Genomic DNA, 22,248 nt, shown 5'->3' with positions numbered 1-22,248 from the left:
GCGCCTGTCCAGCGCCGACTGTAGCGGAGCAATCCGTGTCTCATGCCTATTTGTCGGGCAACTCATCATTTAATGGAGGGGTGTGTATGATTGTTTTTGGATGGCTTATCGCCATGGCTGTGCTGTTGGTTATAGAGATTGCCACGCTGGGGCTGACCACGCTCTGGTTTGCCATCGGTGCGCTGGCGGCCTTTATCGCGGCAGTGCTGAATCTTCATATTGGAGTCCAGACCGCCATTTTTATCGTGGTTTCTCTTGTTCTGCTTATCTTTACCCGGCCGTGGGCGCTGAAGTATCTTAATTCCCGGACCAGCCGGACCAACGCGGATAGTCTGGTGGGAAAAAAGGCAAGGGTCACAAAGACCATTGATAATATTGCCGGGGAAGGCCAGGTGGTCATCAACGGTATGGAGTGGACGGCCCGTTCTCTTGAGGATGAGGTGAAGATTGCCGAAGGCGCCGTGGTGATCATTAATAAGATTAGTGGCGTAAAACTTATTGTCAGTAAGATGAAGGAGGGGTAATGTTATGAATGGAAACGCTGTGATGGATTTCGGATCCACTGTTTTGATGGTTATAGGGATCGTCGTTGTTGTACTGATCGTATTGATCATCGTTATGTCCTGTTTTAAGATTGTTCCTCAGGCCAACGCCTATGTTATTGAGCGTCTGGGCGCTTACAAGGCCACATGGTCTGTGGGGTTCCATATGAAGGTGCCATTTATTGATAAAGTGGCCAAAAAAGTGATTTTAAAAGAGCAGGTGGTGGATTTCCCGCCCCAGCCGGTGATCACAAAAGATAATGTAACTATGCGTATTGATACAGTTATTTTCTATCAGATCACAGACCCTAAGCTTTACTGTTACGGTGTGCAGAATCCCATTATGGCCATTGAGAACCTGACAGCGACTACGCTGAGAAATATTATCGGCGAGCTGGAACTGGACGGTACGCTCACATCCAGGGAACTGATCAATGCCAAGATGCGGGCCACTCTGGATGAGGCCACAGACCCGTGGGGGATTAAGGTCAACCGTGTGGAACTTAAAAACATTATCCCGCCGGCAGCAATCCAGGACGCTATGGAGAAGCAGATGAAGGCCGAGCGTGAGCGCCGCGAGTCCATTCTCATCGCGGAAGGCGAGAAAAGGTCCGCCATCCTAAAGGCCGAGGGCCACAAAGAGTCACTGATCCTTCAAGCAGAAGCTGATAAGCAGGCAGCGATCCTGCGGGCCGAGGCTGTGAAGGAGGCAAAGATCCGTGAGGCTGAAGGTGAGGCGGAAGCTATCCGCAAAGTTCAGCAGGCTACAGCCGATGGTATCCGTTCCATTAAGGAGGCGGGGGCCGATGCGTCAGTGCTTCATATTAAGAGCCTTGAAGCATTTGAGAAGGCAGCGGACGGCAAGGCCACAAAGATTATTATCCCTTCAGAGATTCAAAGTCTGGCCGGCCTTGTAAAGTCAGCTTCTGAGATCATTAAGGATGAACCTTCAGAATAAAATACCCTGTTGAGAGCAGCGGGAAATTTGAATGCCACAGGCGCCGCCATTTCGCGGCGCCTGTGATTTTTATATTGCAGGAAATGTTTCCTGCAATATAAAAAGTGCTTTCCTTGCACTTTCGCTGCGGCGAAGCAGATGACGTGGGCAGTAGCGTCCGGTTTTATAAAACAGGATTGTGATATGTATAAATATACATACAAAGTGAATAAAAATGAAAAAAATCTATTGACTGTTGCATAATCATGTGATAACGTATATTTATTCACAAATTTCCAGGAGAGGGACCTGGTTTTGAGACGAATATAGAGAGGATGACTAAAATGAACCTGAAAGGAAGAAGTTTTCTCACACTGAAGGATTTTACTCCGGAGGAGATTCAATATTTGATAGATCTGGCTGCTGATCTGAAAGCCAAAAAAAAGAAAGGCATTACAGGTCAGAGTTTAAAGGGGAAAAATATTGCCCTTATTTTTGAAAAGCCTTCTACCCGTACCCGGTGCGCTTTCTCTGTTGCCTGCAATGATGAAGGCGGTTTCCATGAATATCTGGGACGCAGTGAGATACAGCTTGGGAGCAAAGAAAGTGTGAAAGATACGGCCAGGGTTCTGGGACGGATGTTTGATGCTATCGAGTTTCGGGGATTTTCCCACAAACATGTGGAGATGCTGGCCCAGTACTCCGGCGTTCCCGTGTGGAACGGGCTTACTGATGAGTACCATCCCACACAGATTCTGGCAGATTTCCTTACTCTTCAGGAACATTTCGGATATCTGAAAGGGTTGAATTTTGTATATATGGGAGATGGACGCAACAATATGGCAAACAGTCTGATGATCGGTTGCGGAAAGATGGGCGTGAACTGCACCATTATTGCGCCGAAGGAACTGTGGCCCAATGAAGAGATCGTCGGACAGAGCCGGGAGTATTCCGCGGCCGCAGGAAGCGTGATCACCATTACTGATGATATATCCGCTGTAAAAGGAGCCGACTGTGTATATACCGACGTGTGGTGTTCCATGGGAGAGGAAGAGAAAGCCGCCGAGAGAGTTTCTCTGCTTCGGCCTTACCAGGTAAATGCTCAGGTGATGGAGACTACGGGAAAGGACAGCAGTGTATTTATGCATTGCCTTCCGGCGGTCAAAGGCAACGAAGTGACAGAAGATGTATTTGAGGCGGACTACAGCATTGTCTTTGACGAAGCGGAAAACCGTATGCATACCATTAAGGCAGTTATGGTGGCTACACTGGGAGAATAGTTGATCCAGAGAAGGAGTAAGATGAAAATGCCTGCCGGAGGATTCCAAATCTTGGGATGCTCCGGTTTTTCCATTCTTGTGCTTGAAATCCGTGGATAAAGTGGTTATAATTAATCAGCGGCCAGCGGATAAGACCGTTTAAGCCGTGTTTTTATGAAACCAGCAGCATGGCTGAATAGTTAGTAAAAAAGGAGCATGACCATGTATCAGGACAATGTGGTGCTGTGCGGTGCCAGCGCCTATGAAAAGAAGTTTTATTTTAATGAAGACTTTTCCTCTCTGCCCCAGAACATCCGCGATGAGCTTCAGATCATGTGCGTGCTGTTTACTGAGGATGTGGGCGGCGTGCTTACTCTGGAATTTGATGATGAGGGAACTTTGGATCTGAAAGTTTCTGTGGATGACAGTGACCTGCTCTTTGATGAGATTGGCAGCGCCTTAAAGATAAAACAGCTCCAAAATGATAAAAGGGAATTATTTGAAGCCCTGGAAATGTACTATAAAGTATTTTTTCTTGGGGAAGACTATGACACTGACGATAAAGACGAAGATGGAGAGTGACATATGATTATTGTTGTGGATGTGGGAAATACCAATATTACTGTAGGTATGTTCTGTCAGGAAAAAATTGTGGGCCATTACCGGATGACCACACAGATGGCCCGCACGTCGGATGAGTATGGCGTACTTCTCCGGGATTTTCTAGGGGACGCCGGTTTTAAGGCGGAGGACGTGGAAGATGTGGTGATCGCCTCTGTTGTTCCCAGCATTATGTACTCCCTCAATCACGCCATAAAGAAATATTTTCACGTGACGCCCATCGTTGTGGGCCCAGGTATTAAGACAGGCATAAAGATCGGCGCGGAAAATCCTAAGGAGGTGGGCGCGGATCTGATTGTGGATGCCGTGGCTGTCAAAGAGCTTTACGGCGGGCCGGCAATTGTTATTGATTTTGGTACGGCCACCACGTATGAGCTTGTTTTGTCCGACGGAACCCTGGATTCTGTAGTCATCTGTCCGGGAATCCGCATCAGCGCCCAGGCGCTATTTAACGGAACCGCTAAAATTCCCAATATTGAGATCCGAAAGCCCAAAACGATTTTAGGTAAGGAGACAACCGTATGTCTCCAGGCCGGATTATTTTACGGAACCATTGGACAGGTGGAATATATTGTTGACAAAATGATCGAAGAGTCGGGATTAAAAGATGTGAAGGTGATCGCCACCGGCGGTCTTGGCCGGATTATTGCCAATGAGACAACAAAGATTCAGGTTTATGACAATATGCTGACCCTTCAGGGGCTGAGGCTGATCCGGAAGCGGTGCCGGGGGCTGTAGTATGGACAAAGTGTTATTGAAGCCGGTATCTGTGGGCGGCGTGACGGTGGATTTTCCTGTGACTCTGGCGCCTATGGCCGGTGTGTCGGATCAGCCTTTCCGACGCATATGCAAGGCCCAGGGCTGCGGCCTGCTCTGTACAGAAATGGTCAGTGCCAAGGCTCTTTACTATAATAATAAGAATACTTTCCCTTTAATGGCTATTGAGTCGGATGAGCATCCCATTGCTCTCCAGATTTTTGGCAGTGAGCCTGAGCTGATGGGGGAGATGGCTGCGAAGATCGAGGCGCTTCCTTTTGATATACTGGACATTAATATGGGCTGCCCGGTACCCAAAGTGGTTAACAACGGCGAGGGCAGCGCCCTGATGAAAGATCCGCTACTGGCGGGAAGGATCATTGAATCCATTGTCCGTTCCATTAAAAAGCCGGTGACGGTGAAGTTTAGAAAGGGGTTTGATATGTCCAACGTCAATGCTGTGGAGATGGCTCATGTGGCTCAGGAGAGCGGCGCTTCTGCGGTGGCGGTTCATGGACGCACTCGTTCCCAGTACTATAGCGGAAAGGCAGACTGGGATATTATCCGTCAAGTCAAACAAGCGGTGTCTATTCCTGTTTTTGGCAATGGGGATATTGTCTCACCAAAAGATGCCCAAGCTATGGTCGAGCAGACTGGTTGTGACGGTATTATGATCGGCCGGGGAGCCCAGGGCAATCCCTGGATTTTTTCTGGCATCCGCCATTATTTCAACACCGGGGAGATTTTGCCAAAACCATCAGTGGAAGAGGTGGCGGCTATGATTCTGAAACATTCCCGGATGGAAATTCAATTTAAAGGGGAGTTTCACGGCATCAGGGAGATGCGCAAGCATATCGGATGGTATACTGCCGGATATCCGGATTCAGCCCGGCTTCGCCGGCAGGCTAATCAGGTGGAAACACTGGATGAATTAAAGCGACTTCTGGATGAATATATTGTTGACAGAGAAAATCCCATACGTTATAATACTTAAAATGTACCAGCAGTTTTAAACGCAGGCGGAGAATCCCGCAGGACAGGATTCTTTTTATATACACCTGAAAATAAGGGCCAGCCATTACGGCGGGTCTATATTTTCGGGTTGTCGGCGTTTCTAAATAGAACTTAAATGTAACTTTTGAGGACGGCGAAAAAAGACGGGACGTCCATAAAAGTCACATATTTAATTTTAAATATAACAAGGAAGGATTTATAGTATCATGGTTGAGACAAAAAAGAATATAATGACTTTTGCCGGTTTAAAGGCACTGGAAGACGAATTATTTGACTTAAAGGTGAACCGCCGTCAGGAAGTGGCCCAGAAAATCAAAGAAGCCAGAGAGCAGGGTGACTTGTCCGAGAACGCCGAATATGATGCTGCCAAAGACGAGCAGAGAGATATTGAAGCACGTATCGAAGAACTGGAAAAGCTTCTCAAAAACGTAGAAGTTGTGGATGAGGATGAAGTTGAGCTGGATAAGATCAGCGTAGGCTGTAAGGTTCGTCTCTATGACGCGGAGTTTGATGAGGAAGTTGAGTACTCCATCGTAGGTTCCACAGAAGCAGACAGCTTAAACGGAAAGATTTCCAATGAATCCCCTGTAGGCGCGGCACTTCTCGGACGCAAGATCGGAGAGACTATTGAAGTGGAAACTCAGGCAGGAGTCGCTATGTACAAGATCCTGGAGATTCAGAAAGCAAACTAAAGAGTGAAGGAGCGATAAAAGTGGCTGAAGAAAAGAAGAACGGCCAGCAGGATTTAAACCAGTTGTTAAAGATTCGCCGGGAAAAATTGGCGCAACTGGTGGAAGAGGGAAAGAATCCTTTTGAGATCACAAAATATGATGTGACCCATCATACAACAGATATTGTAGAGCAGTATGAAACACTGGAAGGAAAGGAAGTTTCCGTTGCCGGACGTCTCATGTCCAAACGTGTTATGGGCAAGGCTTCATTCTGCCATATTCAGGATCTGAAGGGCATGGTCCAGTGTTATGTGGCCAGAGACGATCTGGGAGAGGATGCCTATAAGGACTTTAAGAAGTACGATATCGGAGATATTGTAGGTGTTAAAGGTTTTGTGTTTACAACAAAGACCGGGGAGAAGTCTATCCATGCCAAAGAGATGACTCTTCTTACCAAGAGCCTGCAGATCCTTCCGGAGAAATATCACGGCCTGACCAATACAGATCTGCGTTACCGCCAGAGATACGTGGATCTGATTATGAACCCGGAAGTAAAGGAAACTTTTATCAAACGTTCCCAGATCATTAAGGAGATCCGCAATTTCCTTGATGGCAGGGGCTTTATGGAAGTGGAAACGCCTATGCTTGTCGCTAACGCCGGAGGCGCTGCGGCCCGTCCTTTTGAGACTCACTATAACGCCCTGGATGAGGATGTAAAGCTGCGTATTTCCCTTGAGCTTTACTTAAAGCGTCTCATTGTCGGGGGCCTTGAAAGAGTTTATGAGATCGGCCGCGTGTTCAGAAATGAAGGGGTAGACACCCGCCATAATCCGGAATTTACTCTTATGGAGCTGTATCAGGCATACACAGACTATGAAGGTATGATGGAACTGACAGAGAGCATGTTCCGCTATGTTGCCGAGAAAGTCTGCGGCACGGCGGTGATCACTTACAACGGCACTGAGATTGATATGTCAAAGCCATTTGAGCGTATCACTATGATCGACGCTATTAAAAAGTATGCCGGCGTTGATTTTAACCAGGTAGGAACTTTAGAAGAGGCGAGAGCCCTGGCTAAAGAACACCATGTTGAATATGAAGAGCGTCATAAAAAGGGCGATATTATTAATCTGTTTTTTGAGGAATACTGCGAGGATAAGATGATCCAGCCTACATTTGTCATGGATCATCCGCTGGATGTTTCTCCGCTGACAAAGAAGAAACCGTCAAATCCGGAACTGGTAGAGCGGTTTGAGCTGTTTATCTATGGCCGTGAGATGTGCAACGCCTACTCTGAGTTAAACGATCCTATTGATCAGAGGGAGCGTTTTGCGGCCCAGGAGGAGGCTTTTGCCGCCGGTGACGAGGAAGCCAACCACACGGACGAGGATTTCTTAAACGCTCTGGAGATCGGTATGCCTCCCACAGGCGGCATTGGCTACGGTATCGACCGTCTGGTCATGCTTCTTACCGATTCACCGGCCATTCGTGATGTACTTTTGTTCCCGACAATGAAGTCACTTGATCCGAAAAAGGGTGAGGTTAAGGCGGAAAAATCTGTTGCAGCAGAGGAAAAACCGGCTGAAAAAATTGATTTTTCCAATGTGAAGATTGAGCCGCTCTTTGAGGAAATGGTTGATTTCGACACTTTCAGCAAGTCAGATTTCCGTGCCGTAAAGGTTGAGGCGTGTGAGGCAGTTCCGAAGTCTAAGAAACTTTTAAAGTTCACTCTGAATGATGGAACAGACCGGAAACGCACGATTTTAAGCGGTATTCACGAGTATTATGAGCCGGAAGAACTGGTTGGAAAGACCTGCATTGCAATCGTAAATCTGCCGCCCAGAAAGATGATGGGCATTGACTCCGAAGGTATGCTGATCTCAGCAGTCCATGAGGAGGAAGGAGAGGAAAGACTTCATCTCCTGATGGTGGATGACCATATTCCGGCAGGAGCGAAGCTGTATTAATCGTTTTGGCTATATTGAGTTAAATTGCCTTTTATAAAGGCAGCGTTCTATCTTTATAACACAGCTTTAACACATTTGAGAAAAAGTTTATCCCCCTTTTCCGGCGACGTGTCGGGCGAGGGGGATTTTATATACTCATTTTCCTTGATATATTGCGGGATTGCACTATATGCACATATTCTCTGTTTTTCGGGAAATGCTTTATAAAATTTTTCTGGTTCGTGTTTAAGATTGTCTGCTTTATCATGCTGTTATTTGACACATGAAGGAAGCAGACATTGTGAGAGCAATCCTAAAGTATCTAAAATCCCTTCCGGGATGCTTTTCGTGGAAAGAACATGGAGGTATGTACAATACCGCAGGAATACCGGATGTGATCTGCTGCTATCAGGGCAGATTTATTGGTTTTGAGTAAAGACTGATGCTGGACAGCCGACTGAATTGCAGAAGGATACCATTATCAGTGATATGCCGGGTTCTGCCACAAAAAAATATCCTCCGCATGGAGGATATCATTATGAAAATCATGAATCTGGGAGCAGGAAAATGAATTTACCTCAAAGGAAAATCTATAACAGCGGCAAACTTTGGAAAGGTAATGAGGCAGCCTGACTTTTGTAAGAAAATTTGAAAGGCACGGATTCAGAAGCCGCCATACGCTGCGGGCCATATGAGACCCGCGGCGGTGGGGAAGGTGTCGTGGAAGATCCCCGCCGCAGGCGGAGAAGCCTGTACAGCAGGAGTATTATTCCCGTATCTTCCACCGTAGAAGCAGGGCAGAGTTGATAATCACAAGAACAGAGCCGGCATTGTGGACGAGGGCGCCCACCACTGGGTTTAAAATACCAGTAATGGCAAGGATGATGGCAATAAAGTTCAGTCCCATGGAAAAAGAGAGATTGATCTTTATGGTCGTCATCATTTTTTTTGACAGAGCCAGCAGATGGGGAAGCTCCCGGACCTCATCGTCAATGAGGGCGATGTCGGCGGCGTCGACGGCAATATCGCTGCCGATCTTCCCCATGGCAATCCCTGCGGTGGCCGCTTTCAGTGCGGGAGCGTCATTGATGCCGTCGCCGATCATGCAGATGGGTCTATTGTTTTTCTGGCAGTCATTAATGTATGTTAATTTATCTTCCGGGAGGCAGTTGGCGTGGACTTCGCTGATATTAAGCTGCCGGGCCATAGTGTTTGCCGCGTTCTCATGGTCGCCGGTGAGAAGGACCGGCTCCACGCCAAATTTGCGGAGACGGCGAATCATGTTCTTACTTTCCGCCCGGAGAGTATCTGAGAGGGCAATGTAGCCGGCAGGGATCTGGCCGATAGCTATATAAATGACGGTGCAGCCCTGATCTAAACACTGTCGGGCATCTTTTGGCGGCGTAAAATCGATGCCATGTTCTGTAAGCATCTGCTGATTTCCTGCCAGAATTGTCGCTGCCTCCGGACTGTCGGTCTGGCCTGTCAGTGAATCTACAGTGGCCGATACCCCTCGTCCGGGGATCATTTTAAAGTCAGAAACCGTGGGAACGCTTTTTTTGATCTGATCTTTATAGCACTGGACAACAGCTTTGCCCAGGGGATGTTCGGACATCTGTTCAGCGCCGGCAGCAAAGGCGTAAATCTGTGATTCACTGTATGCCGGAGACAGAGATTTGACGCTGATGACTTTGGGGACGCCGTAGGTCAGAGTTCCCGTTTTGTCAAAGGCGATTTTTTTGACGGTGGCCAGCCGTTCCAGGGCGTCGCCTTCACGGACAAGAAAGCCGTGTTTGGCCACATTGCCGATGGCGGCCATGATTGCCGTGGGGGTGGCAAGGACAAGGGCGCAGGGGCAAAAGACAACAAGTATAGTAACTGCGCGAATGATCTGTCCGGAAATGGCCCAGGTCAGGGCTGCCGCGGTCAGAGCGATGACAACGATCCATGTGGCCCACCGGTCGGCGATACCTACAATTTTTGCCTTGTCAGCGTCTGCGGACTGTACAAGCTGGATCATCCGCTGGATGGAACTGTCCTCGCCAATCTTCTCTGCCATCATCTCAAAAGCGCCGAACAGATTGACCGTTCCGCTGGATACAGGGTCACCCGCTGTTTTATCCACAGGGAGGGATTCACCGGTCATGATAGCCTGGTTAATGGACGTCTGCCCTGAGACAATGACCCCGTCCACTGGGATACTCTCGCCGGGAAGAACTCTCAGTCGGTCCCCCACTTTCACCTGTTCGGCGGGAATGATCCGTTCACTGGCATTTTCGAGTATCCGGGCAGTCTGAGGGGATAGGTGGACAAGCTTTTCAATGCCTGCCCGGGCCCTGGCGACAGTGAGATCTTCTAAAAGTCCGCCGAGCTGCATGATAAAGGCAACTTCTCCGGCGGCAAAGTCTTCGCCGATGCACACAGAAGCAATAAGGGCAAGGGAGACAAGGACGTCCGCTTTAATATCAAAAGCGGTGACGAGTCCGATGACGGCCTCAAGGATGATGGGGATACCGCACAGCAGGATGGCCGTCCATGCCGGATCAAAGGGCAGGGAAAAGGGATGGAATATGCTTAGAAGCAACGCGACGCCTGAAATAACCAGCAGCGCGATGTCTTTTTTGACACCGCCCAGTTCAAGAACATATTCTAGTTTGGCCATTAATTTCTTCATAATGGAAACGCCTCCTCTGAATTCAGAATGTTGAAGTCAAAAGTTTTCTGACTCTATCATTACCTTTTTACTATACCTATAGGGGTATACCCATATAATACTATAGGGGGTATAGGTATGTCAAGGCGCAAAAATCCGTGAAAACAGTAAAGTAAAATCTGCGAAAATGACAGCGGGACTGCTCCACAGATGAGTCCGTGGGGCAGTCCCGCTTTTTTGGCAAAGATTCATACTGTCGGATCGTTGCCTTGATTCCATATTTGAATTAGCCCATATTTGAAAAACGTTCCACAGCTTTTGTAAAGCTTTCAATGGTCTTGTCGGCGTCGCCATGTTCAATTCCATCCCGGACGCAGTGGCGGATGTGACCTTCCAAAACAACCTGTCCGCATTTGTGGAGAGCAGACTTAGCCGCGTTGAGCTGGGAGAGGATATCTTCACATGGGATGTCCTCATCGATCATCCGGTCAATAGCCTGTACCTGGCCGATGATCTTTTTTAATCTGCGATGAAGATTATCAGCATCCATACATTGACGCATTGTTTCCACCTCCTATACCTTTGGGGGTATATGTATATTATCCGGCTTCGGAGCGGATTTGTCAAGGCAGAAAGAAATGGAAAAAACTGGCTTTAGAATATATAAAAAAGACTGTAAATATGAATTAAAATGTGATATCATAAAAAATGAATTGTGATTATATATAAAAAGTATGTGACTAAATAATTTATTCCATCTAACAATAACGCCTGCGACAATTAAAATGCACAGTGCTGTAGGAACACAGAATATAGGAGAGACGAAAATAAATGGAGATTTTGCTGACAGGTAATATCGGCTATCTGACCGAACGTTTTATTTTAAACACCTTTCCTGACTGCCATGTTTTTATTGACGGGGAATGCGGCGTAAAAGAGAGCAAACATATATCTTGTTTAAAAGGAACAAAGGATATGGAAAAAGGGGAACTGCTGGAAATCTGTGATGTGGATTATGTGATTTATTTTTCCCAGTTTCTCACTTTTCACGGGCGCCAGACCGGTGAGCTGGAGCAGCTGCGCCAGATTCTTTTATATTGTCAAAAGCGGAGATGTTCCTTTATATACCTTACCGGACCGGAAGGGGGGGTTCCCTCGACTACGGGCAAGACGATCATGGCGTCTGCCGGGGAGTCCTTATGCCGGTATTACGCTGATCTTGGCGCCTTCCATATGAAGATTGTGCGCATACCTTATCTTTATTCGGCGATCTGTCCGGAGGATTATTTATTTCATATTTTCGAAAGTGCCAGGAAGGAACAGAAAGTACATATGGAGGAGGCTGCTGATGGGCCGGCCTGTTTTTTATCTATGGATGATCTCTGTGAACTGCTCTACAGGATTTTGGACAGTTGGGACGAGTATCATGAAAATGAGATTTTAAATGTGCCGGATGTGTTTTCTATAACCCTGGGGCAGGTGGGACAAAGCCTTAAAGAACGGATTCCCGGACTGGAGGTAGATTACGGGGAGACTTGGGACGGCAGGGAGGAAAACGGTCTGCAGCCTTCGGCGCCGGATGATAAAATACTCCGTTACCGCTATGGATGGTTCCCCAAAATATCGCTGCTGACGGAACTTTCCCAGCTCTGGGAAGAATATTGCCGCACTATGGAAAAGCCGGAGCGTTTTTGGGATAAACTGAAAAAATGCATGAAAAGAGCCGCCAAAGTGTGGAAAGTTCTGGAGACCGTGGGCGCTTTTATACTGATGCTGATCTTAAATGTGCTGTTAAATAATCAGGTGCAGTTCCGTTTTATTGATGTGCGCCTGCTCTATGTGGTCATTATCGGGACGATCCACGGGATGAACATGGGCATACTGGCCGCGGCTCTGGCGTCCGTCTCCCTCATCTTTGCCTACATCGGCCAGGGAACCAACTGGCTGACCCTGTTTTACGAGCCATCCAACTGGCTCCCCTTTATTCTCTATTTTACGGTGGGGGCCATCTGCGGCTATATCCAGATGAAAAACCGCAATGATGTTGGCTTTGTTAAAAAAGAAAATCAGCTTTTACACGATAAATTCTATTTCATGCAGACGTTATATCAGGATACATATAGAGAAAATCACGACTTAAAACGCCAGATTCTCGGAAGCAGAGACAGCTTTGGAAAGATTTATGATATCACCCGGAAGCTGGATCTTGTCCGTCCTCAGGAAATATTTATGCAGACGATACATATTCTGGAAGATGTTTTGGAAAATCATTCTATTATGATTTATACCATTGGGAAAAATCCTAATTTTGCCCGGCTGGGGGCAGCTTCAAGGGAGATTTTGGACGGGATTCCCCGCTCCCTGGATATGAAAAATTATTCGATGATCCTCTCCCAGATTGATCCTGGCAATATGTGGGTAAATACCCGTCTGGATCAGGAGCTTCCCATGTATGTTGTGGGCCTTCACCGGGAACAGCGGCTTATGCTGATGATTGCCATCCAAAGGGCTCAATATACTCAGATGACCCTGGCCTATCAGAACATGATTAAGATTTTGTGCGGGCTGGTGGAGACGGCCCTTTTGAGAGCGCTGGATTATCAGAGGAGCCTTTATGAGCAGCAGCATGTGGGTAACACCATATTTATGAAAGAAGAATATTTTCTTGCGCAGCTTTCACTGTATCACTCCATGAGGGAGGAAAAGATGGCAGATTATACGCTGCTGCGTGTGGATCGGGGAAATATGTCTCTGGAAGAAGCCGAGGATATCCTCTCTGTTAAGATCCGTGAGACAGATACTGCGGGCCTGTCCAAAGATCAGCAGATCTACCTGATCCTTCACCAGACCACAGCGGATGGGGCCAGACATGTATGTACCCGTCTGGAGGCTTCCGGGCTGAAATGTACCATTGTTTCCGGCTCGGAGGAAGGGATGTTGTAAAGGAGATGGATTCCGGATGTATGTGACAGTTATTGGAATAATATTGCTGATTCTCCATGTGATTATCTGCTGCCTTGTGTATGTGGGAATCCGATGTCATATTTTAAAAGTGAAAAAACATATGATGCCCATGGTCATTTTCATACCATTCTGGGGTCTTGTGTGCTGTCTGATCCTCCACTTTCAGATCTTTATTAAGGCCAACGGAGAAAAGAAAAAAGGTGTGGAGAAGCTTCAGGTGGAAGACCAGGTATACCGCAGCATTCTTCCGGACAATTTTCAGGATCAGAAGGATATTGTCCCTCTGGAGGAAGCTTTGATTATGAACGACTCAAAGACACGAAGGGATCTGATGATGGATATTTTAAACGATCATCCCCAGGATTACATGGAAGCCCTTCTTCAGGCACGGATGAATGAGGATGTGGAAGTTGTTCACTATGCGGCGACAGCCATGACGGAACTGTCGAAAAGTTATGACACCCGTCTGCGGCAGATGGAGCGGACGTACCGGAGAGATCCGGAAAATTACAGCGTTTTAGAGGAGTATTGTGATCTTTTGAAAGAATACCTGTCTCAGGGACTGGCTCAGGGTCAGTTGGAACGGATGCAGCGGGAGCGATACTCCCAACTGCTGGAAAAAAAGCTGGCCAGGGAACCTGTGCTGGAAAATTATGTCCGGCTTGTGGAAAATGAGTTCTCGCTGAAACGGTGTGACAGGGCCGGGGCGCTTTTAGATCAGATGGAGAAAAAGTGGGAGGATCATTCAGACTATCATATGCTCAGACTTGAGTATTACGCCCTTATGGGGAGGGGCGTGGATCTGGAAAATCAGATCCGGGAAATTGATAAGCGGCACATTTATTTATCCCGCGCTCAGCGGGAACGTATAAACTTCTGGAGGCAGAAGCAATGAAGAAAAAAGATAAAAAACTTCAGCGTTGGAAAGCTTTTCATTACAAAGGACTTGTTGGCATTTTCTGTGTGTTTGCCGGGATCGGCGTCATACTTTTCGCTGAGCGCAGCGGCATCCGCTATTCCTCGGCTCAGATATCCAGCGCCTACATACCCGTGGACGAGTCCCTCGCTGCCAGGGAAGTCTATGAAACTGTAGATAAAGACTGCCTGGTGCTTATGGACAGTGAAAATGCTTCCAGTATGCTGGCGGTAGAGCAGTTTCAGCGGATCCTTCTGGATATGAAGGTGGGCTATGAGATGGTGGACGTGCAAAGCGGCCAGTCATGGGATTACGATGACTATGAGACTCTGGTGGTTCTTATGTCCGATTTAAGTCTTCTGGGGGAGGAAGTCCTTGCCATGGCCGACTGGGTGGAGGACGGGGGCAGCGCCCTCTTTGCCCTGACCCTCCAGAAAGAACCCTATGAGATGCTCATTGAGCAGAAGCTTGGAATTATTTCATCTGGCTATGACAATGTTTTGGTGGACAGTATTTGCCCGTCAGAAGATTTTATGATCGGAGGGGGCGTCAGCTACACCATCACCGATCCCTTTGATTCCGCATGGGCTGTGGAGCTTGGGGATCGCGCGGTGGTCCACGCCACAAACGGCGACGGCCGGGTCCCCCTGATATGGGAGACTAAATACGGCGACGGAAAGTTTGTGGTCGACAATTTTGGGCTTTATGAGCGGGCTGTCCGGGGCTTTTACGCGGCTTCCTACAGCCTTCTCACAGACTGTGTCATCTACCCGGTGATCAACGGCTCAGCCTTTTACCTGGATGATTTTCCATCGCCGGTTCCCGGCGGGAACGGCGCCTATGTGACCCGGGACTACGGCATGAGCATCGCCGATTTTTATTCCAATGTGTGGTGGCCGGATATTTTAAATTTGGCGGACCGGTATGGCGTCCGCTTTACCGGTGTGATCATCGAGACTTACGAGGATGACACAAGCGGCCAGGTGTCCAGAACTCAGGATATATCCCGGTTCCAGTATTTTGGAAATATGCTCCTTCACCAGCAGGGGGAGATTGGCTATCACGGATATAACCACCAGCCGTTGGCTTTGGATAACATTGACTACGGGGATATTCTTCCCTACAACACATGGGAGAGCTGGCAGGCCATGGAAAATTCCGTGGAGGAACTGATTGAATTTGGGGAGGCGGTTTTCCCGGGTACGGAAAAGACGGTGTATGTGCCGCCCTCCAATGTGCTGACGGCGGAGGGGCGCCAGATGCTGGCCGAGGCGTTTCCTCAGATTCGAACTATTGCCAGCAATTATTTCTCTGATGATTTTGTCTACCAGCAGGAATTTGAAGTGGCCGAGGACGGTATTGTGGAGCAGCCAAGGATCATTTCCGGTTGTCTCATTGATGATTTTATGAAACTGTCCGCGGTCTCAGAGCTGAATATGCATTTTGTCAATAATCACTTTATGCACCCGGACGACCTGTTGGACGAGGACCGGGGCGCCGCTCTTGGATGGGAGACGTTAAAGGGGAATCTGGCAGATTACATGGATTGGCTCTATACATCGGCGCCGTCCCTGAGGAATCTGACAGGCTCTCAGCTTTCCGGAGCCATCCAGCGCTTTGCCGCGGTGACGGTGGACAAGACGGTGACGGAAGATGAGATCATTTTCAATGTGGATCATCTCTATGACAGCGCATGGTTTTTTGTCCGCTTTAATGAGGGGACGCCGGGGAGCGTGTCCGGGGGCGAGCTGGCCCGCCTTACGGGAAATCTTTATCTTCTCCGGGCGGATGAGGCAAAAGTGACGGTGGAAATGAGCAGATAATGGAGACGGGTGAGAATAATGAAGATTTGTCTGATACTGGAAGGCTGCTATCCCTATGTTCACGGCGGCGTGTCCACATGGATGCACCAGTATATTAATATAATGAAGGAACATGAATTCATTTTGTGGGTCATCGGCGCCTGTGAAAAAGACCGGGGAAAATTTGTCTATGAGCTTCCCGACAATGTGACAGAGATCCATGAAGTTTTTCTGGACACGGCCCTCACATTAAAAGAGAAAAAGGACCGGCGGATCACATTTACCGACGAGGAGGAGGAAGCCTTTGAACAGCTCATGGACTGTCAATCCCCGAAGTGGGAGGTTTTGTTTGACCTGTTCCAGAACCGCAGGCTTAACCCCATGACATTTTTAAAAAGCTCCGTCTTTTTGGAGACGCTGACAAAAATCTGCCTGGAAAAATATCCATATATTGCCTTTGCCGACGCTTTCCACACTATGCGGTCCATGCTGCTGCCGGTTCTTTATCTCCTGGGAACGGAGGTGCCCCAGGCGGATGTGTACCATTCCATCTGTACCGGGTACGGCGGCCTTCTGGCAAGCCTTGGGAGCTGGCGCTATCAGCGCCCCCTGCTGCTGACGGAGCATGGAATCTACACACGGGAGCGGGAGGAGGAGATCATTCGGGCAAAGTGGGTTGTCCCGGCATTTAAAAAGCAGTGGATACGTTTTTTCTATATGCTTTCTGATATTATTTACAGCCGGGCTTTCCGGATCACAAGCCTGTTTACCAACGCCATGCATATACAGATGGATATGGGCTGTGACCCGAAGAAGTGCCGTGTCATTGAGAACGGTGTGGATTATGACCGGTTTGCCGGTATACCTGTGAAGGCGGAGGACGGCTGGGTGGATATCGGCGCGGTGGTGCGCATGGCGCCGATTAAAGATATTAAAACCATGATTTACGCCTTCTATGAGCTGTGTTCCCGTGTTGAGAACGTGCGGCTCCACATTATGGGCGGGGTGGATGACGAGGAGTACGCCCAGGAGTGCTACGCCCTTGTGGAGCAGATGGATCTGAAGCAGATTATCTTTACCGGCCGGGTGGATGTGGTTAAATATATGGAAAAGCTGGATTTTACCCTGCTCACAAGTATTTCCGAGGGACAGCCTTTGTCTGTCCTGGAATCTATGGCCGCGGGCCGTCCCTGTGTCACCACCGATGTGGGCTGCTGCCGTGAACTTTTAGAAGGTAAGGCAGGGGATGCGCTGGGACCGGCGGGATATTGTGTGCCGCCCATGTACCGGGAGGGATTGGCGGACGCCATGGAGAAGATGTGCGTTTCCAGGCCCAGACGCCTGAGAATGGGGGAGGCCGGAAAGCAGAGGGTGGCCGCCGGATACCGTCACGAGCGGATGATCCGGGAATACAGAAGATTATACAGAGAGGTTGAGGAAGTCTATGGCGGGAATCGGATTTGAATTAAAAAAACTGTTCCGTAGAAAAGGTATCTTTGCTATTTTCAGGGCTTACGGCTATGCCGGCGTCATCTGTGCCGGCCCCATGCTCCTGGGAGTGCTGCTTTTACTTGGCGTCATGTTTTTGTGTGACCGCATGGGAGCGTCTCTCCACAGCCGGGAGCTGATCGTATGTATGATCACCTACACCCTTCTGGCCTCCCTGACTGTGACCAGCTTCTTCTCCATGGTCGTCACCCGTTTTATCGCGGATATGATCTATGCCCGTCAGGAGGAGACGATCCTGCCATCCTTTTGGGGGTCATCAGGGATCATGCTTGTGGCAGGGGGTGTCCTTTACGGGATCTTTCTCATATTTTCAGGGATCAACCTGATTCTTATAGGGATCAATCTGGGGCTGTTTTGCGAGCTGATTATTGTGTGGAACGCTATGAGCTATCTCACAGCCATTAAAGATTACAAGGGGATTATGCTGTCTTTTCTGGCGGCAGTGCTGGTCACTTTTGTCACCGGGTACATCTTTTTAAAACTGGGGATGTCCTACGAGATCGGCATGATGCTGGCAGTATTTACCGGGTACGGGGTTATGCTCGTGTGGGATATGATTCTCCTCTACAGCTATTTTCCACAGAGCAGCGTCAGCGCCTTTTTATTTCTTCGATGGATCGATCAGTTCCTTCCCCTGGCATTTACCGGCCTGTGTATTAATCTGGGCCTGTTTGCCCACCTGGTCATTATGTGGGCCGGCCCTATCGGCATTCAGGTTCAGGGGCTGTTTTACGGCGCGCCATGGCACGACGTTCCGGCGCTGCTGGCTTTTATAACGATCCTTGTGACTACCGTCAATTTTGTAGTGTCGGTGGAAGTGAATTTTTATCCTAAATACCGGGCCTACTACAGTCTCTTTAACGATCAGGGATCCATCGGGGATATTATCCAGGCGGAAAACGAGATGCTGGAAGTCCTTAACCATGAATTAAAATATACGGCCATTAAGCAGTTGTTTACAACGGCTCTGGCCATCTCCATCGGGGAGATCGTGCTGAATCTCCTCCCTCTTGGATTTAATGATCTGATGCAGGGATATTTTCGGATTCTCTGCGCAGGATACGGAGTTTACGCTGTTGGGGAGACGATTGTTTTGATTCTTCTCTATTTTACCGATTATAAAGGGGCTCTCTTCGCCTCTGTTCTCTTTGCGGCGGTGGCCGGCACAGGCACGGTGATCTCCCTGTTTTTCCCTCAGACCTATTACGGTTTTGCCTTTATGATTGGGAGCAGCGTCTTTTTGGTGGCCGCCCTTATAAGGCTGGATATGTTTACAAAAAAACTGCCCTACTACATATTAAGTACCCAGCCTGTAGTTGAAATTGATAAATACGGACTTTTTACCCGTTTAGAGTATTTTCTTGAAAAAAAACTGGAAGGAGGAACAGATCATTGAAATTGAACGAGCTTTTTAAATGCAGCGCCATTATGGCCCTTTGCGGGGTGTTGGCGGCATGTTCCGCGGATTCAGGTATCCCGATAGATTCCAAGACCAGGGAAACTATGGATGTCTATAATGTGTCCGGGGATGAAGAAAGTTTTTCCGTGGATAAGGCGCCGGCCCAGGATATTAACAGCATCCATTTGAGGGACAAAGATCTTCTCTACGCCAACGAGGATGATACAAGTGTGGTGACTATGTACCTGACAGTAAGCCGGGGAAACTCGGCGGAAAATACCGATCACACATGGGAGGAGATCAATACCTACTCTGTTTATGACTATGAGGAAATGGGGGTGGAACGTTACCAGGTGGCCGCTCTCTTGCAGGTTGGGGATGAGAACGGCCCTGTGGCCGGGGAAGTGGGTTACGGGGAAAAAGCCCCCAACGCTACCGTCCAGATCCGGGGGCAGACTTCCAGCCGCAACACTCAGAAAAACTATAAGATTGAACTCAAAGACAATAAAGGGACATGGAACGGCCAGCGCACCATTAATCTGAACAAGCATCAGGGGGATGGCACCCGTTTCCGCAATAAGCTTGTCTATGAGCTGCTCCAGGGCATTCCCCAGATCATGAGCATGAGGACTCAGTTTGTCCACCTCTATGTGAAAGATAACACCCAGGGGACGGAAGGCCAGTTTGAGGATTACGGCCTTTATACTCAGGTGGAGCAGCTCAATAAACGGGGGCTGGAGGCCCACGGTCTTGACAAAAACGGCCATCTTTATAAGATCAACTTTTTCGAGTTTTACCGCTATGAGGATGTGATCATGCTGGAGACTGACCCGGACTATGACCTTACTGCCTTTGAAGAGCTTCTGGAGGTGAAGGGGGACAGCGACCACACAAAGCTTATCGCCATGCTGGACGCGTTAAATAACTACACCATTCCTATAGAGGATGTGCTGGAGGAATATTTTGATGTGGAAAATATTGCCTACTGGATGGCTTTTCAGATCTTGATCGGGAATACAGATACTCAGAGCCGGAATATGTATATTTACAGCCCTCAAAATTCCAACACATGGTATATTATCCCATGGGATAATGACAAGGCTTTTTCCATTACAGAGTACGAAATGGAAGAGTTTATTGAAAGCGGAAGCTGGGAGGCGGGGATCAGCAACTACTGGGGCAATATATTGTTCCAGCGGTGCTTAAAGTCGGAAACTTTCCGGGCTTACCTGGATGATGTGATCCAGGAGCTTAGAGAGTATCTTTCTGTGGAGCGGCTGACCGAGCTGACCCAACGCTATGCCGCTGTCGTCAAACCCTACGCCTATTCTATGCCGGATGTGATGTATATGGAATTTACTGAGGAGGAGTACGACGAGAATGTGGCGGCCATCCCCTATGAGGTGGAGGAGTGCTACCAGCGCTATCTGGAAAGCCTGGAAAAACCTATGCCTTTCTATATTGGCGTTCCGGCCATTGAAGGGGATAAATTGGTTTTTACATGGGACCCGGCCTATGATCTGGACGCGGAAGACATTGTCTACACTGTGGAGCTGTCCTCCGATTATATGTTTAACGATGTGATCTACAGTGAGGAAAATGTTGTTCTGCCTCAGGTGAGTGTGGACATCCCGGAGACCGGTCAATATTTTGTACGCATCCGGGCGACCAATGAATCGGGATATACTCAGGACGCCTTTGACTACTATGTCACTGACGCGGGAAAACATTACGGTATGCTGTCCTTTTATGTCAACCCTGACGGCACTATCGGGGAGGATACCTATGAAGAATAGCGAAAAAACTGCCTGGTTGGATAGCGGGGGGACGGACAGCGGGAAGAAAGAGCAGTTTCGCCATGAATGGAAATATCTTATTAATACTGCTGAAAAGGAACTGATTCGGCTGCGGCTGAAACATTTTCTTACCCTGGACCCTCACGCCGCCGGCGGCGGATATATGATCCGAAGCCTTTATTTTGATGATTACTGGAACAGCGCTCTTGAGGAGAAGTCCGGCGGTATCCTCATGCGGAAAAAATACAGGATACGGATCTACAATTGCAGCGACAAAAGTATAAAGCTGGAGCGGAAAAGGAAATTCGGCAGCTATATATACAAGGAGGACGCCCCGCTCACCCGGGAGGAGACGATGAAGCTGATTCGGGGGGACTATGATTTTCTGCTCCACAGTCCATACCCTCTGTGCCGGGAGTTTTATGTGGAATGCATGTGCCATGTGATGCGTCCTCGTGTGATCGTGGATTACGAGCGGGAGCCCTGGATTTTAGATGAGGGAACCGTGCGCGTTACCATGGATTCCGATGTGAGGGCGGCGGTGGGAAACTATGACATTTTTGACCCCAAGCTCCCCTGTATTCCTGTGCTTGAGCCGGGAAAGATGGTTATGGAAGTGAAATATACCCAGATGCTTCCACAGTTTCTCAGAAATATCCTTCCGCCGAAAGCCTCGGAATTTACAGCGGTGTCCAAATATGTGCTGTGCTGTGAGAAAACCCAGTATCTCCACAGTTTTGAATACTGGCATGAATAAGAGAACGTTTAGAAGAAAGGGAGAAAAAAATGAGTATTCGGGATATGATCAAAAATTCCATCCTGGAATCCGGAGTTTTTACCACCTATGACGCGCCAAGGGTGATCATAGCGTTGTTTTTATCATTGCTCTTAGGCTGTTTTATTTATTTTATTTACCGGAAGTTTTATACTGGCGTTGTGTTTTCAAGAAGTTTTGCTGTCACCCTGGTGGGGATGACTGTGCTGACCTGTATGGTAACGCTGGCTATCAGCACCAACATCGTGATTTCCCTCGGTATGGTGGGCGCCCTGTCCATCGTCCGCTACCGCACCGCAGTGAAGGACCCTATGGATCTTCTGTATCTGTTCTGGGCTATTACCACCGGTATTACTATGGGGGCGGGGATGTATCTTCTGGCCCTGACCGCCGCAGTTTTTGTGGTGATCATGATCCTGATCTTTTATTACCGCCAGGAAAAGGGTAAAATATACATAACCATCATCCATTATACCGGGGATGATATCGGCGATAAGATTATCCAGAATTTTGGAAAAATGAAATATTTTGTCAAATCCAAGACTATGCGGGGCCAGCAGGTAGAAATGGCCGTGGAAGTTTTCTGTAAGCGGGAAAATATCAGTTTTATGGAAAAGATCCGGTCTATGGAAGGCGTGGACGATGTCACGCTGATCCAGTATAATGGAGAATATCATGGCTGAAAAAT

19 protein-coding genes are annotated in these 22,248 nt (G+C 48.3%); 17 read left to right on the top strand and 2 right to left on the bottom strand.

What is annotated here, in order from left to right:
• Positions 1-86: 86 nt before the first annotated feature.
• The 9 genes from HNP82_RS00390 (at position 87) to HNP82_RS18165 (ending at position 8,182) form a co-directional block, all read left to right on the top strand.
• Positions 87-524: an NfeD family protein gene (locus HNP82_RS00390; RefSeq protein ID WP_183770218.1), complete on the top strand. Its 438-nt coding sequence runs from the start codon at positions 87-89 to the stop codon at positions 522-524.
• 46 nt (positions 525-570) lie between these two features.
• A complete protein-coding gene (locus HNP82_RS00385; protein ID WP_408609649.1) occupies positions 571-1,500 on the top strand; it encodes an SPFH domain-containing protein in 930 nt (309 codons plus the stop codon).
• Between the two features lie 323 nt (positions 1,501-1,823).
• The gene (gene argF, locus HNP82_RS00380) at positions 1,824-2,759 is read left to right on the top strand and encodes an ornithine carbamoyltransferase (RefSeq protein WP_183770216.1); all 936 of its coding nucleotides are present in this window, start codon (positions 1,824-1,826) and stop codon (positions 2,757-2,759) included.
• A gap of 201 nt (positions 2,760-2,960) precedes the next feature.
• Positions 2,961-3,320 carry a DUF6145 family protein gene (locus tag HNP82_RS00375; RefSeq protein WP_183770214.1) on the top strand — a complete coding sequence of 120 codons (360 nt, stop codon included), beginning with the start codon at positions 2,961-2,963 and terminating at the stop codon, positions 3,318-3,320.
• A gap of 3 nt (positions 3,321-3,323) precedes the next feature.
• Positions 3,324-4,097: a type III pantothenate kinase gene (locus HNP82_RS00370; RefSeq protein WP_183770212.1), complete on the top strand. Its 774-nt coding sequence runs from the start codon at positions 3,324-3,326 to the stop codon at positions 4,095-4,097.
• A 1-nt stretch (position 4,098) separates the two neighbouring features.
• Complete coding sequence (dusB, locus tag HNP82_RS00365) at positions 4,099-5,109, top strand: tRNA dihydrouridine synthase DusB (protein ID WP_183770210.1); 1,011 nt, start codon at positions 4,099-4,101, stop codon at positions 5,107-5,109.
• Positions 5,110-5,335: 226 nt separating this feature from the next.
• A complete protein-coding gene (gene greA, locus HNP82_RS00360) occupies positions 5,336-5,821 on the top strand; it encodes a transcription elongation factor GreA (protein WP_183770208.1) in 486 nt (161 codons plus the stop codon).
• A 20-nt stretch (positions 5,822-5,841) separates the two neighbouring features.
• The gene (lysS, locus tag HNP82_RS00355) at positions 5,842-7,767 is read left to right on the top strand and encodes a lysine--tRNA ligase (RefSeq protein WP_183770206.1); all 1,926 of its coding nucleotides are present in this window, start codon (positions 5,842-5,844) and stop codon (positions 7,765-7,767) included.
• Between the two features lie 280 nt (positions 7,768-8,047).
• Positions 8,048-8,182 (top strand): hypothetical protein, encoded by a 135-nt coding sequence (locus tag HNP82_RS18165; RefSeq protein WP_279288873.1) that lies wholly within the window; start codon positions 8,048-8,050, stop codon positions 8,180-8,182.
• Positions 8,183-8,512: 330 nt separating this feature from the next.
• Here HNP82_RS18165 and HNP82_RS00350 read toward each other — a convergent pair whose 3' ends face one another.
• Positions 8,513-10,420 carry a heavy metal translocating P-type ATPase gene (locus HNP82_RS00350; protein ID WP_183770204.1) on the bottom strand — a complete coding sequence of 636 codons (1,908 nt, stop codon included), beginning with the start codon at positions 10,418-10,420 and terminating at the stop codon, positions 8,513-8,515.
• Between the two features lie 265 nt (positions 10,421-10,685).
• A complete protein-coding gene (locus HNP82_RS00345) occupies positions 10,686-10,961 on the bottom strand; it encodes a metal-sensing transcriptional repressor (RefSeq protein ID WP_183770202.1) in 276 nt (91 codons plus the stop codon).
• A gap of 269 nt (positions 10,962-11,230) precedes the next feature.
• On the opposite strand from HNP82_RS00345, the gene HNP82_RS00340 reads away from it, so the two are divergent.
• From HNP82_RS00340 to HNP82_RS00305, 8 genes are read left to right on the top strand one after another with little or no spacing between them, the layout of a single operon-like run.
• Complete coding sequence (locus HNP82_RS00340) at positions 11,231-13,342, top strand: NAD(P)-dependent oxidoreductase (protein ID WP_183770195.1); 2,112 nt, start codon at positions 11,231-11,233, stop codon at positions 13,340-13,342.
• 16 nt (positions 13,343-13,358) lie between these two features.
• The gene (locus tag HNP82_RS00335; RefSeq protein ID WP_183770193.1) at positions 13,359-14,258 is read left to right on the top strand and encodes a hypothetical protein; all 900 of its coding nucleotides are present in this window, start codon (positions 13,359-13,361) and stop codon (positions 14,256-14,258) included.
• Positions 14,255-16,102, top strand: coding sequence for a DUF2194 domain-containing protein (locus tag HNP82_RS00330; protein ID WP_183770191.1), 1,848 nt, complete (start codon positions 14,255-14,257; stop codon positions 16,100-16,102). Before HNP82_RS00335 ends, HNP82_RS00330 begins: the two co-directional genes overlap by 4 nt.
• An 18-nt stretch (positions 16,103-16,120) precedes the next feature.
• A complete protein-coding gene (gene pelF, locus HNP82_RS00325) occupies positions 16,121-17,545 on the top strand; it encodes a GT4 family glycosyltransferase PelF (RefSeq protein ID WP_183770189.1) in 1,425 nt (474 codons plus the stop codon).
• Positions 17,526-18,986, top strand: a complete 1,461-nt coding sequence (pelG, locus tag HNP82_RS00320) for an exopolysaccharide Pel transporter PelG (RefSeq protein WP_183770187.1) — start codon at positions 17,526-17,528, stop codon at positions 18,984-18,986. Before pelF ends, pelG begins: the two co-directional genes overlap by 20 nt.
• Positions 18,983-20,785 carry a CotH kinase family protein gene (locus HNP82_RS00315; protein WP_243164589.1) on the top strand — a complete coding sequence of 601 codons (1,803 nt, stop codon included), beginning with the start codon at positions 18,983-18,985 and terminating at the stop codon, positions 20,783-20,785. Before pelG ends, HNP82_RS00315 begins: the two co-directional genes overlap by 4 nt.
• On the top strand, positions 20,775-21,542 hold the full coding sequence (locus HNP82_RS00310; RefSeq protein WP_183770185.1) for a polyphosphate polymerase domain-containing protein: 768 nt from the start codon (positions 20,775-20,777) through the stop codon (positions 21,540-21,542). Before HNP82_RS00315 ends, HNP82_RS00310 begins: the two co-directional genes overlap by 11 nt.
• 29 nt (positions 21,543-21,571) lie before the next feature.
• Entirely contained in the window at positions 21,572-22,243 is a 672-nt protein-coding gene (locus tag HNP82_RS00305; protein ID WP_183770183.1) for a DUF4956 domain-containing protein, read from the top strand.
• Positions 22,244-22,248: the final 5 nt, after the last annotated feature.

Origin of the sequence: Catenibacillus scindens (genome assembly GCF_014202115.1) — a bacterium.
Classification (GTDB): domain Bacteria; phylum Bacillota; class Clostridia; order Lachnospirales; family Lachnospiraceae; genus Catenibacillus; species Catenibacillus scindens.
Note: the sequence above shows the minus strand (reverse complement) of the source record. Positions and strands in the feature narration are given on the sequence as shown.